Here is a 16,731-nt window from a genome sequence, read left to right as displayed (position 1 = left end):
TTAGTTTGCTAACTATCAATATCGCATTGGCGGGGAATTTCAGTCAAGTTTTGAAACAAATAGGTGGTCAGGAGAAGAGCAACGCCGAGCTCTGGACGACTCAGCGTTTTTTGGCTTTCTCGTAAACACTGCTGCGCTCGCGCTTTCCTACAGTGACTACCGAAACGACGATCCGCTCCTCTATCACTTGATAGACCAGACGGTAACCAGAGGCCTTCAGTTTGATTTTGTAGCAGTCAGGCATTCCATGGAGCGCATCCGCCGACACCCTCGGCAGCGCCAATCTTTCGGCGAGCTTTTTCTTGAATTGATCGCGTAGCGTATGACTCAGCTTGTTCCATTCCTTATGCGCAGACGGGAGAAACTCGATCTTATAGGTCATCCAGGCTTACCGAAATGGGTGTTTCATGGCTGCGGGAACGAATGATTTCGGCCAGTTCCAAATCATCAAGCCGCTCCATCATTGCTTCGTAAACATCGGCTGGCACCATGTAGCCCATAACGCGATTATGGTTCAGCACGGCCACCGCTCCGCCATGTGCGCCACTCAGCACCGCTGATGGATTTTTCTTCAATTCGGAAACACTGACTGCCATATCGGCAAGAACACTTTGCATAATAAAAGACCTCAATTGAGGTCGTTATACTGGTCTATTTACACCTCCCAGACAACCGCAAAACCATCGGCCGCTAAACCGTTACCCCTCCCGCCCCTTACGCAACAACACATTCAACTGATCCACCACCTCCGCCCAATCCGCATCATCAAGAATCTCGCCGCGCAAGAAATCCGCCTGACTTTTGCTCCAGAAGAACGCATCCGCCAGGTGCAGCTCGGGCTTGAGCGGCGAATGGGCGGCGATGAATTGGTCGATGCTGGTCGGGTCGTTATCCAGACCCAGTTGTTTGAACAAGGACGGGAGACTGTGGGTTGGCTGTTCCATGAAGCACTCCTTCGTTGTGCCTGTTCTGCTGAGTCTAGTTCGGCACGCTGCTGGCAAAGGGAAATCCGCTCACCGGACACATCTATTCATTGATCAAAATTCATCCAGCGTCAGCCTCAACTAGACTCAAAGAACCACCTCATGACTCTCCCGGAGGGTCACGTGAACAGCCGATGTTGTGTGTATGTCTTTTTACTGCTGCTCAGCGGCTCGGCCTTCGCGGCTGATGTGCCGCTGACAGCGTTCAGTCCGGTCGGCCTGTGGCTGATCACGCTCGGCATTGCCTTTCTGATCGCTGAAGCCGCGTTGCCCAACTACGGGGTGATCGGCCTCGGCGGGATCATCATGTTCGTGATCGGCGCGCTGATTCTGGGCAACGCCGAGTTGCCGGTGCCGATGATCATTGGCCTTGGCCTGCTCAGCGCCCTGCTGCTGATCGGATTAATTGTCCGCGCCTTGAAAACCCGGCCACGCCACGCCGTCAGCGGCGATGCCGGACTGGTCGGCAGCGTGACGGCGGTGACCACCGTGCAAGCGGAAAACACCCACAACGGCTGGGTGCAATTGCAGGGCGAACATTGGCAAGTGCACAGCACGACACCGCTGCACACCGGGCAATCGGTGCGCGTGGTCGGGCGTAAAGGCTTATTGCTGAAAGTCGCCGCGACTGACGCGGTGCGACACGGAGAGTGATCATGGGTCTGCAAATCGGTTTTGTTGCACTGCTGCTGTTGGTGATCGCCCTGGCCGGGTCGACGTTCCGCATTCTGCGCGAGTACGAGCGCGGCGTGGTGTTCCAGCTCGGGCGTTTCTGGCAGGTCAAGGGCCCGGGGCTGATCCTGCTGATCCCCGTGGTGCAGCAAATGGTCCGGGTCGATCTGCGCACCGTCGTCCTCGATGTGCCGCCGCAGGATGTGATCACCCGCGACAACGTCTCGGTGAAGGTCAACGCGGTGCTGTACTTCCGCGTCCTCGACCCGCAGAAGGCGATCATTCAGGTTGAAGACTTTCTCTCGGCCACCAGCCAGCTGGCGCAGACCACCTTGCGCGCGGTGCTCGGCAAACATGAACTGGATGAGCTGCTGGCCGAGCGCGAGCAGTTGAACATCGATATCCAGCAAGTGCTCGACGCCCAGACCGACGCCTGGGGCATCAAGGTCGCCAACGTCGAGATCAAGCACGTCGACCTCAACGAATCGATGGTCCGCGCCATCGCCAAGCAGGCCGAAGCCGAACGGGAGCGCCGGGCCAAGGTGATTCACGCCGAAGGCGAACTGCAGGCCTCGGAAAAACTCATGCAGGCCGCAGAAATGCTGGGCCGCCAGCCAGGCGCCATGCAACTGCGCTACATGCAGACCTTGAGCTCGATTGCCGGCGACAAGAGCTCGACGATTGTCTTTCCGCTACCGATTGAGTTGCTTAAAGGGATGGCGGATTTGTCGGGCAAGTCTTGAACCTGCGCAAGCTGATGATCATTCGACCGGTTTGTCGGCGCCTGGGCCCCTGACATACAGGCGTGCAAAGGCTCCGCCTGCATGGACATCGCTGTGCCGCTGCCAGCCTTCGGGCAACGCCGCAAATTCATTGGGCTCATCCAGCGTCCCGATCAGCCACGCCCGCGTGCTGCCCTTGGACAAATCGCCAAGCCGATCGAGGTACACCTCTTCATTGACCAGTGTGCCGAAGCCGTAAGTGTTGGGACGCGTGGAACGCCCGTCCGCCGCCGGTGGCGTGTACAGGCGAATCTGTGCGTCGGTGCGGTTGTAGTAGATGTAACTGAGGTACCACATCATGTCGCTGGTGACGATCCGGTCTCCCTCGACGAAGTGCCGGTTGACGTAGTCGACCAACACGCTGAACTGATCATTGCTGTCGACCGTGGCATTGTTCTTCACACCCACCAGCTCGACCCCGACAAACAGCACCAGAATCGCCAGCGCCAGCACGCGAGAGCCTGCGTACAGGCGATCGACCGCCAGCGCCACCAGCATCGGCAAACCCAGCGCATAAGCCGTCACGTAACGCTCGATGAACACCGGCGAGATGAACGACACGCCATACACCAGCAGGATCGGCAGCACGCTGTAGAACAGCAACAGCACGCTGCCGCGAAACACGCTGCGATCACGGCGCAGGGCAACGCCGATCACTGCCACCAACGCCACCGGCAGGAGCAAAAACAGCCAACCCGGCAAGGTCATGCCGTCGTCCTGAATCAGCAACGACCAGACCATCGACGGCAAGGAGCTGAGGCTGACCGGGTCTTCCCAGCCAATATCGTTACTGGCCTTGAGTTCCGGCAGGTGCTGCAACAGATCAAGCAGATAGGGCACCCACGGCAGGTACAGCAACGCGATGCCCAGGTTGGCCAGCCACCAGGCCGGGCGCTGGATATGGCGCAACCGATACCCCGGCTGCAGGCGGACGGCCGCCAGATAGAGCCAGTGACTGATCACGCACAGCGCGGTGAAGTAATGGGTATAGAACGCCGCCGTCATCAGCAGCGCATAGGCCACCAGGTAGCGATGGCGCCGGGGTTGCCTGACCCAGTAGACCAGCGCAATGGTCGCGCCGATCAGCCACATGCCGAGCAGCGAATACATGCGCACTTCCTGGCTGTAGCGCACCGCCGTGGGCAACAACGCCAGCAACAGCCCGGCCAGCAGCGCGGCGCGGCGGGTGGCGAGCAGATCCACCAGCCATACCCCGAGCCCGACGGTGATGATCCCCGGCACGGCGCTCATCAGGCGAATCGACAGCATGCCGTCACCGAACAGGCCGATCCAGCCGTGCAGCAACATGAAATACAGCGGCGGATGCACGTCATGGGCCGCGTGCCTCCAGATCTCAGACAGCGAAAACTGGCTGAGCAGGACACTGGAGCCTTCATCGAACCAGATCGACGCCGCCGTCAGATCGTAAAAACGCACCAACGCCGCCAGCAGCATGATCGGCAACAGCCAGTGTTCCCGGGCCCAACGAATCAGGCGCAAGGCAACGAACCATGCCCCGGGGACAGCGCGTGGATCCTGCGTGTCGCCAACCGGCGTTTCTCTGTGTGCCGCCATTGCGTCCTCTTGTTGCGGATTTTCTCGAACGGAAGGTCCCGTACCTGCCCATCACTTTAGGTCAGCCATGGGAGGGCCGTCGATGACGGTGTGCGGTTTCACGACATCCGGCAATCCGCTCGGCACGCCCCCTGCAATCTGCAATTGGATTATTTCAAATCACCTTCAACCGAAAATCCTGCGTTTCCACGGCTCGGTTAATGTGTAACTGCAATTTGGGAAGCGTCTGACATCATTTCTTCGGCGGCCTTGTTAGCGTTGCACGAAACTGGCTCCGAGACGTTTGTTTCGCGCAAGACCACGGAAGGTCGGCGCGCAAGCGTTGCATCGACGTCCGAGAGCCTGTGCCCCGTCACAGGACAAGGAATAAAGGATGTCGACCACCCGTGCCTGCTTCAGCCTTTCGCTCACCGACGTTAAACACGACCTGCAAGTCCTCTCCTTCACCGGCCACGAATCCATCAGCCAGCCCTACAGGTTCGAGGTCGAGCTGGTCAGCGAGCGCGCGAACCTGCGCCTTGAAAGCCTCATGCACCAACAGGCGTTCCTGGCATTCGACCTCGAAGGCCGTGGCATCCATGGCGTGGTCAATCGCGTCGCCCGCGGTGATAGCGGCAAACGCCTGACGCGCTACAGCCTGACACTGGTTCCGCGCCTTGCGTATCTGCAGCATCGTTTCAATCAGCGAATGTTCCAGCAGATGAGCGTGCCGCAGATCATCACCCGGATTCTGGCGAACAACGGCATTCAACCTGACCTGCACCGGTTTCATCTCGGTGCCGACTATCCGCCGCGCGAATACTGCGTCCAGGCGGAGTCGGATCTGCACTTCATCCAGCGCCTGTGTCAGGAAGAAGGCATTCACTACCACTTCCAGCACAGCCGGGAAAAACACCTGCTGGTGCTGGGCGACGACCAGACAGTCTTCCCGCGTCTGGACCGACCGACACCCTACCGTCAGGACAACGGCATGGTCGCCGAAACACCCGCGATCCAACAATTGCAGGTACGTGTAGAAACCCGCCCCACGGCGACCGCGCGCCGCGATCATGATTTTCGCAAGGCCCGCTTCATGCTGGAGGCGACCCACCAGCCCGACAGCGACGCGGCACGGCCGGTGCTTGAGGACTATCGCTATCCGGGGCGCTTCACCGATGGCGCGCGGGGCAAGCAACTGACCCACCGCGCCCTGGAATGTCATCGCGCCGACTATTTGCAGGCCCGTGGCCACAGCAATCAGCCAAGCCTGGTGACCGGGCATTTCCTGTCGATCACCGAGCACGCCTGCGAGGAAAACAACGGACTGTGGCTGCTGACCGCAGTCAATCACCGCGGCAAACAGCCCGCGGTACTGGAAGAAACGCTGGGCGAGGCGACCGCCGCCGCTGACGACGGCTTCGTTGAAGGCTACCGGAACGACTTTGTCGCCACGCCATGGGACGTGATCTACCGCCCGCCGCAATCATTCGTGAAGCCGCGAATTTTCGGCAGCCAGACTGCCGTGGTTACCGGGCCAGTCGGCGAAGAGATCCACTGCGACGCGTTCGGGCGGGTCAAGGTCCACTTCTACTGGGATCGCGAGAGCAGCCACGACGACCACAGCAGTTGCTGGCTGCGGCTGGCCTCGAATTGGGCCGGCAACGCCCATGGCAGCGTGACGCTGCCCCGGGTCGGCATGGAAGTGCTGGTCAGTTTTCTTGACGGCGACCCGGACCACCCGGTCGTCAGCGGCTGCCTGATCAACAGTGCCAACCCGGCCCCTTACGAACTGCCGGAACACAAAACCCGCAGCGTGTTTCGCTCGCGCAGTTCACCGGACAACGGCGGCTTCAACGAATTGCATGTGGAGGATCGCGCCGGTCGCGAGCTGATTTACCTGCGCGCCCAGCGCGACCTTGAACACAAAGTGGAAAACGACAGCCGCCTGAACGTCGGCAACGAACGCCACGAGACTATCAAGGGCAACAGCATCAGCGTGTTACAGGCCGAAGAACACCGCACTGTGCACGGCGACCGCAAAACCCGGCTCCACGCCAGCGACCACCTGCACGTCAGCGGTGACAGCCATAGCCGTGTCGATCAGTTGCAGACGATCGAAGCCGGTCGGCAAATCCACCTCAATGCCGGTGATCATCTGGTACTCAACGCCGGCAACAGCATCAGCCTCACGGTCGGCGGCGAGCATCTGGTGATCGGTCACGGCGGCATTTTCAGCAGCAGTGCCATCCAGGTCGGCGGCAGTCCAAAGGCGGTCGCGCCGGCGCGGGTCTCGATGCCCGATGGCGTCGACGACCTGGCGGCCCCACCTCCATTGCCACCCGTGCTGGCGTCCACGCAACTCGCACTGCTGGCGGACAACAACGCAATGGGAGCGACGTTCTGCGCGCTTTGCGAAGCCTGCCGTGATGGCGTCTGCCTGCCACGGGAGAACGTCGCATGAACGACGCATTCCCGCGCCACTGGATGAACCGCCAATTCGCATCAGGGCATGGCCTGTATGTGCTGCTCGACTCGCAACAACAGGACGTTCGTCGGCTATTGCTGCAGACCAGCGACTTCGAGCATTACCGCATCCTCTACAAAGACACGCCCGCCGCCGAACTGGCGGACAACGGGCCGTTTGTTTTCGCCCTTGAACGGTACGACGACAAGCGCATCGCGCCGCTGCTCGCCCGCCCGCAGGACAACTGGGGCTGGCTGTTCAGCCTGCCTCAAAATTCCCTGTCCGCGTGGGTCGAGCACTGGCAGCAACGGCTGATCATCGGTGCCCGCCCGCATCAGGCGCTGTATCGCTTTCACGACAACCGCGTGCTGACCCGGACATTGGCGTATCTGCCGACCGAGGACATCCCGACCTACCTCGGTCCGACCCTTAGCGTGTGTTACTGGCAGGGCTCACGCTGGGAGAGCAGCGACAACCCGGCGCCCGGCCGCCACCCGTTGCCGGAGTCTCCACCGTGGCTGCAAACACCCGCACCTGCGGCGCAAACCCGCGAGATTCGCCAGCTCAACGCTCACCGTTTTCTGCTGGCCGAACACGAACAGGCCTACGCCGAACTCGCGCGAACACAGCCACCGGATATCTGGCTGCGTGAACGTCTCGAGCAGGCAGATGAATGGGGTTGGCAGACAGCGCAGCAGTTGGAGTTTTTGCTGATCCACAGCTTGCGAAGGCCTGCTCACGGCGTTGATGCGCAATGGCAAGTGCGCCCCGGGGAAACGCCGCAGGAGCATTTCGAACGGGTGAGCCATTGGGTGAAAACGATGGGTGGAGAGGGCGCGCAGTGAAACGATTTTTTCGACATGCCGGGTGGGTGGGCGGCATGGGGATGTTGTTGGGCTGTGTGTCGAGTGCGCCTGACAGCTTCACCTTCACGGCTGATTTGCCGCCGGGGTTTGTTTATCAGGCTGTCGCCAAATACGAACCCGACATAGGTGAAACCTGCAGCGTTCCGGACGGCCGGAATACCGCTGTGGGGTACAACCTGCAGTGGCGTGAGAACTATGTGGCCGCCTCCGAAATAGCTATTCGCAGAACCGTGCGCGGCTGCCCGTTGGTGATTCGCAAAATTGATCTGGAAATCTACTTCGCCTATGGGAAAGACCGGGGTGACTTCGCGTCGGACTATGCCGCCGTCGCCATACGCGGGGAGCTGGAAGAAAAGTACAAGGACACTTTCAACGAAACCGGTGAAAGCCGCTTTTACGGCCAATGTCAGTGGCTGTTCCGCACGATGGGACCGTACCGCCGCATCGTAAAACTCCTCGACTGCAAAAAAACCGATGAGCTTGGCGAGCTAGCCCGAGGTCGCCCGTTTGCTGCCTACACCCTCGACCAACTGCCGGGAAAAACCGTGCGGATGAAGATCAAGTTGGCGGCGGAAGAAAGACCTGGTTGGGGAGACACCTGGGTCAAGGTACCCAACGGCTGGAAGCGCTGCATGGGTAACGGCTTTGAAGACCAGCGTGCCTACTGCAACGGTAATTACACCGATTTCAGCACCTTCCAGATGGTCGATGGCCGTATCTGCATCATCTATCCCGGCTGCACGGAATAAGGAGTGTTCCACATGACGTCACTTGAAAAGACTTTGCACAACGGCCTCACCGGGCCTCGCTTGCGATGCATGGCGGTGCTGGGGGGTTGCTTCGCTCTTATGGCCGGCTGCAAGAGCAGTCCGCCCAACAGCTTCACCTTCACGGCTGATTTGCCGCCGGGGTTTTCTTATGAAGCCATCGCCAAATACGTGCCCGCAAAAGGCGAAACCTGCACCGTCCCGGACGGGCGAAATACTGCGGTTGGCTACAACTTGAAGTGGCGCGAGCACTACGAGCCTGTTTCAGAAATTGCCATCTACAGGACGGTCAAAGGGTGCCCGTTGGTGATCTGGAAGATCGATGTAGAAATCAAGGCTGCATATGGCAAGGGCTGGAGTGACATCAACGGTGACAGCGCAGTAGTCGCTGTACGCGAGGAACTGGAAGCCCGTTACAAGGGCGCCTTTAACGATGAGGCTGAAAGCAAGTTTTACGGCCAGTGTCAGTGGCTGTTCCGCACATCGGGCAAGCCTCGCATCCTGCGAAAACTCCTCGACTGCAAAAAAACCGATGAGCTTGGCGCGCTCGCCCGAGGTCGCCCGTTTGCTGCCTACACCCTCGACCAACTGCCGGGAAAAACCGTGCGGATGAAGATCAAGTTGGCGGCGGAAGAAAGGCCTGCCATCGGCAAGACCTGGATCAAAGTTCCGAACGGCTGGAAACGCTGCATGGGCGACAACTTCGAAGACCAGTACGCCTTCTGCTTCGGCAACCACACCGATTTCAGCACCTTCCAGATGGTGGATGGGCGCATCTGCACCATTTATCCCGGCTGCACGGAATAAGGAGTGTTCCACATGACGTCACTTGATAAGGACCTGCAATCACCGCTCAACAGCCGCCTGCTGAGCTGCCCCGCACAAGGCAACTGGAGCAGTTTTCAACTGGTCGATGAGTGTGGCTCGGGGGAAGCTTATGGGGGATTGGCCTATGTTGCGGTCGATTCAGAGGGACAAACATTCAATGGGTATCTGGATATCAACGGAATCGGCAAAGTCGACAGCTATTGTGCCGGGCCGATTGCCTTATGTTTCGATCAAGCTTACGAAGGTCAAGACAAGTTCTATAACTATTTGCAGGCTAGAACCCACTACCCCCTGAAAATCACCGAACTCCAGGTTCGCGCCGAACAAACCCGTTACCGTAATCCGGACGCCACCCGTAACCGCGAACAACCCGTACCGAACGGCGACGAATACATCCAGGTGGAGGTGCGCCATCTGGTCCGGCATGTCGCTCATCTGCCACCCGAGGTCTACCGCCACTACCCCGCCAACAGCGGCCTGTCAGCGATCATGGGCAAGCACGCAGAAGTCGGCGTCGCCCTGGCCTCGCGCAAACACACGGTGCTGGAAGTGCGCGCGTTGCGAGCCTTGCGCCCGATGCTGTCGACGGCGCCGGAGTTCTGTGCACTCAACCTTTACCAACTGGCATTGATGGCCACCCTGAGTTACTGCCCTTTTGGCCAGGAACCCGCCACCGCGCCGATCAAGGAACCCTGGGTGACCTTCCCCGAACAACCCAGCGTGGGCAACTGGTTCGCCGATGCCTTGGCCAAATCCGACGAGTTGTGGCGCGTCGACGCCGCGCAAAGCAAAGCCTATTACCCCTTGTATGAAGACGTGGCGTATTCCAGAAGGCTGGAAATCGTGCCGTTCGATCCGGTGCTGTATGAGGTCAATGATCCGGCCCTTGGGGAGGATCAGGAGCATCCCGAGAAGGTTCACTTTCTCGACGACAGGCATCTCGGAAATAAAGCCACCGACACTCAGGCCTTTATCACTCACAATGACGAACTGATCCTGATCGCAGTGCGTGGAACGTTCGAGATCATTCCTGACGGGGTGCGCGATGCCGATGCATTACAAGTGCCGTTCGAAGAAGGTGAGGGTCAGGTCCACCGCGGTTTCTACCAAGCTGCAAAAAAAGCCGCGGCATTCGCAATCAGCTATCTAGACCGATTCTACGCCGGCCAAAAACTACTCATCTGCGGCCACAGCCTCGGCGGTGCGATCACCCTGCTGCTCGCGGAAATGCTGCGCCGCAGGTCCGAAGACTACAACATCCAGCTCTACACCTACGGCGCCCCCCGCGCCGGCGACACCGCCTTCACGAAAGCCGCCGCCCCACTGGTGCATTACCGCATGGTCAACCACAACGACCCGGTGCCCAGCGTGCCGGGCAGCTGGATGAACACCAAGGCCGGGGTTTACGGGCCTGGCGCGGCGTTGATGTTTACCAATGTGCCGGTCGGGCTGTCGGTGTTCGTCGCGGGGATTACCAACTGGACGGGGGAAGCCTACGATCACCATGGCACCCTGCATCACGCCATGCCGGTGGAGTTCGGGCGTCAGCAGTCGTCTTCGATTCTCTGGGAGCCGGGCTGCGACACCATCAGCCAGCACGCGGCGTGCACCGTCGCGCTGCAGCAGAAAAACGGCCTGCCGGATCGTCCGGGATTGTTGCGGCAGCTCTTCAATGCCGGGCATCACTCGATGGTCGGCGGCTATGTCCCGGCGTGCTGGGCAGCCTTGCGCCGCTGGCAACAGGCCCATGAGGCGAATCACACGCGGGTCACTGACCGCGAGTTTGAATGGGTGGAGCAAGCGCTGGTGCGCATCACCCGACAATTGCGCGCCGCCCGCCAGGATCTTCTGGCCCGACCAGAGGCCTACGTGCGCACCCAGGAGCGCACGATCGAGGCGATCAGCCACGAAGTCAGCCGCATCGAGATCACCCATGCGCGCCTCAGTGTGCTGCGGCATAAACGGGTCAGGGCAACGGACGTCTATGGCCTGCTCGCCGAACAGCCGGAGCTGCTCGCCGAAAGCGTGCAACGCTGGCGCGCGCACCCGGAAAACCTCAAGGAAGAACAACTGGCGCAGGCACCGGACAACGCCAGCAACGATGCGCTGCTGACCTCACTTTACGGGCACCCGATCGGCGCGCCGCACACGCTCGATATCGACTCGATCATCTAGCACACCCTCGCCTTCAGCTGACTGCACATCACACCTGTGGGAGCGAGCCTGCTCGCGAACGCGCTGGTTCATCCAGCGTCGTTGTTGGCTGACAGGACGCCTTCGCGAGCAGGCTCGCTCCCACAGAACTTGAAATCATCGCGACCTTTCCTGACGGACAAATCAAAATCGAACACTTCGCAGGTTGAACAGGTATTGCCTACTTCAACTGGTGAAACTTCCCATTGACTGATTAGCTGCTGCAGCAAATCGAATTCGCTGATCTGCTCCCGCTCGTGCAATCTCAGCGTTGCGCCATCTCCCCCGCCGGATACGCCGACTCCCATCCCCCACCCAATGCCTTGTACAACCCGACCATCGCCAGCGACACCCCGGTCGAACTCTCTACCCACTGCTCCTGCGTCGCCAGCAACGCGCTCTGCACGGTGAGGACGTTGACGAAATCGACCACGCCTTCGACGTATTGCTGTTGCGCGGTGCGCAGGGCGATCTGGTTCTGGCGTACGGCTTCGGCGAGGCTGTCACGGCGGCGCTGGCTGGCGTTGTAGGCCGTCAGTTGGTCGTCGATTTCATGCCAGGCGCGCAGCACGGTTTGCTGGTAGGCGATGGCCGCTTCCTGTTGCTGGGCTTCGCGCAGTTGCAACATGCCACGCAGGCGTCCGCCGTCGAACAGCGGCAGGCTGAATTGCGGGCCGATACCGAACGCGCGTGAGCCCCAGGAGCCGAAATCGCTGAGTTGCATCGCCTGCGATCCGAGGTTGCCGGACAGGGTGATGCGCGGATAGAAATCGCCCTTGGCCACGCCGATGTTGGCGGTGGCGGCATGCAAGTGCGCCTCGGCCTGACGGATGTCCGGGCGGCGTTCAGCCAGTTGCGACGGCAGGCCGATGGCGACTTGCAGCGGCGACTGCGGTACCGCGGCGTCTGTGGATAACTCGTTGGCCAAGGCTTGTGGCGGTTCGCCCATCAGCAGGCTGATCGCGTTGATCAGTTGCGACTGACGTTGTTCGAGCGCTGGCAGACGCGATTCAATGGCCGCGACCTGCGCAGCGGCCTCGGCGACGTCCAGATCGGTCGCCACACCATCGTTGAGGCGCAACTGCGACAGCTTGAGGCTGTGGCGGGCGACATCGAGGTTCTGCTCGGTGACCGCCCGCGTGTTCTGCACGCCGCGCAGTTGAATGTAGTTCTGCGCGGTGTCGGCCAGGACCGCCAGCAACACGCCGCGACGATCGTTTTCCGCGACTTCGAGATTGGCGTCGGCGGCTTCGGTTTCCCGGCGCACACGGCCCCAGAAATCCAGCTCCCAAGAGGCCGAGAAACCGGCGTCCCACAGGTTGAAGGCGGAATCGCCGTTGTGCCCGGACGGGTCGCTCAAGCCTTTGCCGCTGTTGCGTTGGCGGGCGTAGCTGCCGGTAGCGGCGGTGTTTGGATAGCGATCTGCGGTGATCACCTGGCGTGCCGCGCGGCTTTGTTGCAAGCGGCTACTGGCCCGTTGCAGGTCGAGGTTGCTCCTCATCGCCCGCTGGGTGAGGGCCGAGAGCTGCGCATCGTGGAACACGTCCCACCAGCGTTCGTTCAGGGGTTCACTGACCACTTGGCTGGGGGCGGACTTGGCGGGTTTGGCCCATTCGGCGATTTGCGTGGCTTCGGGCTTGTGGAAGTCCGGGCCGACGGTGCAGGCGCTGAGGCCAAACAAGCTCACCACAACAAGTGCCTGAAACAGACTTTTGTGGCCAGGGAGCTTGCTCCCGCTCGAGTGCGTGGCGCTCGCGATTTTCAGGATCGCTGCGCAACCCAGCGGCAGCAAACGCCCTCGCCACAGGTTTTTACGCGGAATCATCGCTGCGTCACCTCACGCACCGCCGGCGCCGAACGCCGGGTATCAATGCTCGCCTCCACCGACATGCCCACCCGCAGCCGCTCGGCCAAAGGCTGACCCAGTTCAAGCAGGATCTTCACCGGAATCCGCTGCACGACCTTGGTGAAGTTACCGGTGGCGTTGTCCGGTTTCACGGCGGCGAAGGTCACCCCGGTCGCCGGCGCGATACTTTCGACGCGACCGCTCAAGGCTTCGCCGCCGAGGCTGTCGACCCGCACTTCGACGGCCTGGCCCGGCTGCACGTTGGTCAGCTGGGTTTCCTGAAAGTTGGCGATTACATACGCCTGGCGCAACGGCACCACCGCCAGCAATTTGCTGCCCGGTGTGACATAGGCGCCGACGCGCACTGCACGCTCGCCGACCATGCCGTCCTGCGGCGCCGTGATACGCGTATAGGACAGTTCGAAACTGGCGATTTCCAGTGCCGCCTGGGCGTGTTTCAAACTGCCTTCGGCGGCATCGCGCTGCGCCGTGAGAATGTCCACCTGCTTGCGCTCGGCCGCCAGTTTCGCGCTGGCCGTATCCAGCCGTGCGCTCGCCTGATCGATGCGGGTACGCGCCTGCTGCGCGTTCTGCACCGTGCCGGCGCCGACACCCGCCAAATGGTTGTAGCGATTGAGTTCCTGCTGGGCGAAAGCCATTTCCGCCTTGGCCGAGACTACCGAGGCCTGGGCCTGAGCGATCACCGACGTCTGCCGCTCCAGAGTCGCCTTGGCGTTCTGCAACTGCGCGCGGGCGACCAGGGTTTGCGCGTCAGCGGCTTGCGCGGCGGCGCGCAGATCGCGGTCATCGATCAGCGCCAGCAATTGTCCGGCCTTGACCTGCTGGTTATCTTCCACCAGCACTTGCTTGATGAACCCGGCCACACGCGGCACCACCAGGGTGTAGTCGGCCGAGACGAACGCATCATTGGTGTTTTGCTGAGTGCGTTTACCGAACAGGCCGGGCATCGCCAGGTACACCAGCACGCCGACCGCCAATGCGGCGGCCACGGCCACCGCGAGTTTCTGCTTTGCTTGAGTCGTCATAAAAACCTTCTGTTTCAGTACAGCGATCAGGTCGGAGCACGGGGCGGAAAGATCCGCGTCGGCAGCCAGAAAATCAGCAGGATCAGCGTCACCGCGACGCCGGCCATGCACACATAGAGATCCGAGGAGGTCAGCACAACGGCCTGTTCGTGCAGGCGATGGGCGAGGCCCGGATCGCTGCGATCAGCCAACGGTGAATTGCCGAGGTTGTCGATCAACATGGTCGAGTGGAAATGCAGACGTGCGGTGGTCAGCGCTTCGATCACCCCGGTGGCGACCACGGCCGCCAAGCCTTTCACCGTGTTGAACCAGGCGGAGGCGAACGGCCCGTCCTGCGGCTGGATGCTGCCAGTGGACAACATCAACAGCGGCAGCACCGACATCGGCTGACCGAAGATCTGCAACCATTGCAGGACGTAGAAATTGTCGCGAATCCATTCCGATGTCAGCAGCGAGCCGCCCAGACAGGACAGCGTCAACATGCTCAAACCGATGCCAAGCACCCAGCGGCAATCGACCCAGCGCAGGTTGCACAGCGCCGCCACCAGCGGCAGCGCAATCAGCTGCGGCAATGCGGCGATCAGCATGATCGGCGCGGTCTGCACCGGGCGATAGCCCTGCACCTGCGCCAGATAGCTCGACGGAATCAGCACCACCGCCTGCAACACCACCAGCACCCCGGCGAGGGTCAGCAGCGCGAACGACAGGTTGCGGATGCCGAGCATCTGCAGCTTGAAAAACGGTATCGGCTGCGACCACTCGTTGATCAGAAACGCCACCAGCAACAGCGAGCCGGCGCCGAGCAAGCCGCAGATCAGGTCCGACTCGAACCAGTCCAGCCGATTGCCCTGCAGCAAGCCGATCACCAGCATGCAGATCGCCGGAAAGCCCAGCAGCAGGCCCTTCCAGTTGAAGGTCTTGAGACGTTCCAGGCGCAGCGGATCCTGCGGAATGCCCCAGGCGACCATTGCCATCGCAATCAGGCACGGCACGATGATTTGCCAGAACGTCCATTGCCAGCCGACGTATTCGCTCCACAAACCGGCCAGCGGCGTGCCAAGGCCCGGGCCGAAAGTGGCCGTCAGCGCGTAACCGGCCAGGCCATAGAGCTTGAAATTGGCCGGCAGGAAACGCAGGGCCACGGTCATCAGCATCGGCGGCAACGCGCCGCCGGCCAGCCCTTGGAGGGTGCGCATCAGCAACAGGCTTTCGTAGTTCGGGGCGAACGGGCACAGCACGCCGAGCAGCGTGAACAGGCTGATCGCGCAGAGGGTGAAACGGCGCAGCGAGAACGTCACCGAGCACCACGGCGCGAACGCCATCGCCGCCACCGAGGTCGCGGCGTAACAGGCAACCAGCCAGGTGCCTTCGTCGTACCCGATGTTCAGCACGCCACGGATGTCGGCGAGCGCGACTTTGGTCACCATCTCGTTGAGACCGGAAACCAGCACCGCCAGCAATACACCGACCAGGCCGGTGATGATCCGCGCCCCGAACACCGGTGGCGTGGCCGCAGTCGCCGGACTGGCCGCAGCGATGGGCGCCGGGACCGTCAGGGATGTCATGAATACACACTCCGGTGGAAAAATACCGGAGCATCTTAGTCGGGCTTACTGCTGACGAAAATTGACTTATTGGCAGGTTATAAGTGCGTCAGACACAATTGTTAAAAGCAAAAGATCGCAGCCTTCGGCAGCTCCTACAGAGCAATATGTTCCCCTGTAGGAGCTGCCGAAGGCTGCGATCTTTTGACTTTCAGGGTTGCGCGGCCAACCAGGTTTCATCGCAACAGGCCTTGAGCGTTTCGCGCAGCCAGCGGTGCGCCGGGTCCTTGTCGAAGCGCGGGTGCCAGGCCTGGGTCAGCATCAGCGTCGGCAACGGAATTGGCAGGTCAAACGAGCGCAGCTTGAGGCCCAGTCGGCGCACGCTGAGCAGCGCTTCCTTGGGCACCGGCAGGATCAGGTCGGAATCGGGCAAGGCAAACATCGCCGCATGGAAGCTCGGCGCGATCACCGCCACCCGCCGCTCCAGGCCCAGAGCATTCAGCGCGGTATCGATGGGGCCACGGGCAATACCACGGCGCGACATGCTGATATGGGAATAACCGGCATAACGCTCTGCGGTGATTTCGCCTTCGAGTAACGGATGATCCTCGCGCACCAGACCGACGAAATGCGTGGAAAACAGGTTTTGCACTTTGACTTCCGGGGTCACCGGGCGAGTGTTGCTGACACTCAGGTCGATGCGCCCTTCGCGCAGCGCCTCATCGTCGCCATCGCCTTCCGGGACGAAGCGCAACTCGCAGTGCGGCGCCACCTGGTCGAGGGTGTCGAACAGCTTGCCGCCGTAGACGCCGATGAAAAAATCGTTGGCGCGGATGCTGAAACGTCGGCGCAGGGTACCGAGTTCTACCGTATCAGCGGAGCGGAACAACAGCGCCGCCTGCTCGACCACATCGCGCACCTGCTCGCGCAACGCCAGCGCTTTGGGGGTTGGCACCAGGCCGCGGCCGGCACGCACCAGGATCGGATCGCCGATGGCTTCGCGGATGCGTGTCAGGGTGCGGCTCATGGCGGCGGGGCTGAGGTTCATCCGCCGCGCGGCGCCTACCACACTGCCCTCGTCGAGCAAGGCGTCGAGGGCAACCAGCAGGTTCATGTCCGGAAGTTGCATGCAGAGCACTCGTGACTGATCAGGATTGATCTGGGTGCAATGCTAGCAAACATCCCT

At 61.1% G+C, this 16,731-nt stretch carries 15 protein-coding genes; 7 read left to right on the top strand and 8 right to left on the bottom strand.

Annotation, left to right across the window (positions count from 1 at the left end):
- Positions 1 to 100 precede the first annotated feature (100 nt).
- The 3 genes from J5M57_RS18920 to J5M57_RS18910 all read right to left on the bottom strand — a co-directional run bounded on the left by J5M57_RS18920 (position 101) and on the right by J5M57_RS18910 (position 944).
- Entirely contained in the window at positions 101 to 382 is a 282-nt protein-coding gene (locus J5M57_RS18920) for a type II toxin-antitoxin system RelE/ParE family toxin (RefSeq protein WP_207849346.1), read from the bottom strand.
- Positions 372 to 617: a type II toxin-antitoxin system Phd/YefM family antitoxin gene (locus tag J5M57_RS18915; RefSeq protein ID WP_207849345.1), complete on the bottom strand. Its 246-nt coding sequence runs from the start codon at positions 615 to 617 to the stop codon at positions 372 to 374. Before J5M57_RS18915 ends, J5M57_RS18920 begins: the two co-directional genes overlap by 11 nt.
- Before the next feature lie 81 nt (positions 618 to 698).
- Positions 699 to 944: a DUF2789 domain-containing protein gene (locus J5M57_RS18910; protein WP_064585401.1), complete on the bottom strand. Its 246-nt coding sequence runs from the start codon at positions 942 to 944 to the stop codon at positions 699 to 701.
- Between the two features lie 162 nt (positions 945 to 1,106).
- Between J5M57_RS18910 and J5M57_RS18905 the strand changes: the two genes are divergently transcribed.
- Both J5M57_RS18905 and J5M57_RS18900 read left to right on the top strand, forming a co-directional pair.
- Complete coding sequence (locus tag J5M57_RS18905; RefSeq protein ID WP_347709568.1) at positions 1,107 to 1,637, top strand: NfeD family protein; 531 nt, start codon at positions 1,107 to 1,109, stop codon at positions 1,635 to 1,637.
- A 2-nt stretch (positions 1,638 to 1,639) separates the two neighbouring features.
- On the top strand, positions 1,640 to 2,398 hold the full coding sequence (locus tag J5M57_RS18900) for a slipin family protein (protein ID WP_003220464.1): 759 nt from the start codon (positions 1,640 to 1,642) through the stop codon (positions 2,396 to 2,398).
- 18 nt (positions 2,399 to 2,416) lie between these two features.
- Here J5M57_RS18900 and J5M57_RS18895 read toward each other — a convergent pair whose 3' ends face one another.
- Positions 2,417 to 4,012 carry a glycosyltransferase family 39 protein gene (locus J5M57_RS18895; protein WP_207849343.1) on the bottom strand — a complete coding sequence of 532 codons (1,596 nt, stop codon included), beginning with the start codon at positions 4,010 to 4,012 and terminating at the stop codon, positions 2,417 to 2,419.
- A 373-nt stretch (positions 4,013 to 4,385) separates the two neighbouring features.
- On the opposite strand from J5M57_RS18895, the gene J5M57_RS18890 reads away from it, so the two are divergent.
- From J5M57_RS18890 to J5M57_RS18870, 5 genes are all read left to right on the top strand, one after another.
- Positions 4,386 to 6,452 (top strand): type VI secretion system tip protein VgrG, encoded by a 2,067-nt coding sequence (locus J5M57_RS18890; protein WP_207849342.1) that lies wholly within the window; start codon positions 4,386 to 4,388, stop codon positions 6,450 to 6,452.
- Positions 6,449 to 7,300, top strand: coding sequence for a DUF4123 domain-containing protein (locus J5M57_RS18885; protein WP_207849341.1), 852 nt, complete (start codon positions 6,449 to 6,451; stop codon positions 7,298 to 7,300). Before J5M57_RS18890 ends, J5M57_RS18885 begins: the two co-directional genes overlap by 4 nt.
- Before the next feature lie 35 nt (positions 7,301 to 7,335).
- A complete protein-coding gene (locus J5M57_RS18880; RefSeq protein ID WP_207849426.1) occupies positions 7,336 to 8,070 on the top strand; it encodes a hypothetical protein in 735 nt (244 codons plus the stop codon).
- A gap of 69 nt (positions 8,071 to 8,139) precedes the next feature.
- Complete coding sequence (locus J5M57_RS18875) at positions 8,140 to 8,895, top strand: hypothetical protein (RefSeq protein ID WP_207849425.1); 756 nt, start codon at positions 8,140 to 8,142, stop codon at positions 8,893 to 8,895.
- 12 nt (positions 8,896 to 8,907) lie between these two features.
- Complete coding sequence (locus J5M57_RS18870) at positions 8,908 to 11,091, top strand: lipase family protein (protein ID WP_207849340.1); 2,184 nt, start codon at positions 8,908 to 8,910, stop codon at positions 11,089 to 11,091.
- A gap of 283 nt (positions 11,092 to 11,374) precedes the next feature.
- Here J5M57_RS18870 and J5M57_RS18865 read toward each other — a convergent pair whose 3' ends face one another.
- The 4 genes from J5M57_RS18865 to J5M57_RS18850 form a co-directional block, all read right to left on the bottom strand.
- Positions 11,375 to 12,934: an efflux transporter outer membrane subunit gene (locus J5M57_RS18865; RefSeq protein ID WP_207849339.1), complete on the bottom strand. Its 1,560-nt coding sequence runs from the start codon at positions 12,932 to 12,934 to the stop codon at positions 11,375 to 11,377.
- Entirely contained in the window at positions 12,931 to 14,001 is a 1,071-nt protein-coding gene (locus J5M57_RS18860; RefSeq protein WP_207849338.1) for an HlyD family secretion protein, read from the bottom strand. Before J5M57_RS18860 ends, J5M57_RS18865 begins: the two co-directional genes overlap by 4 nt.
- 26 nt (positions 14,002 to 14,027) lie before the next feature.
- Entirely contained in the window at positions 14,028 to 15,566 is a 1,539-nt protein-coding gene (locus J5M57_RS18855) for an MFS transporter (protein ID WP_207849337.1), read from the bottom strand.
- 190 nt (positions 15,567 to 15,756) lie between these two features.
- The gene (locus J5M57_RS18850) at positions 15,757 to 16,674 is read right to left on the bottom strand and encodes a LysR family transcriptional regulator (protein WP_207849336.1); all 918 of its coding nucleotides are present in this window, start codon (positions 16,672 to 16,674) and stop codon (positions 15,757 to 15,759) included.
- Between the last annotated feature and the right edge of the window lie 57 nt (positions 16,675 to 16,731).

Source organism: Pseudomonas sp. 86_A (genome assembly GCF_017491705.1).
GTDB classification, from domain to species: domain Bacteria; phylum Pseudomonadota; class Gammaproteobacteria; order Pseudomonadales; family Pseudomonadaceae; genus Aquipseudomonas; species Aquipseudomonas koreensis.
This window is presented reverse-complemented; position numbering and strand designations above follow the sequence as displayed.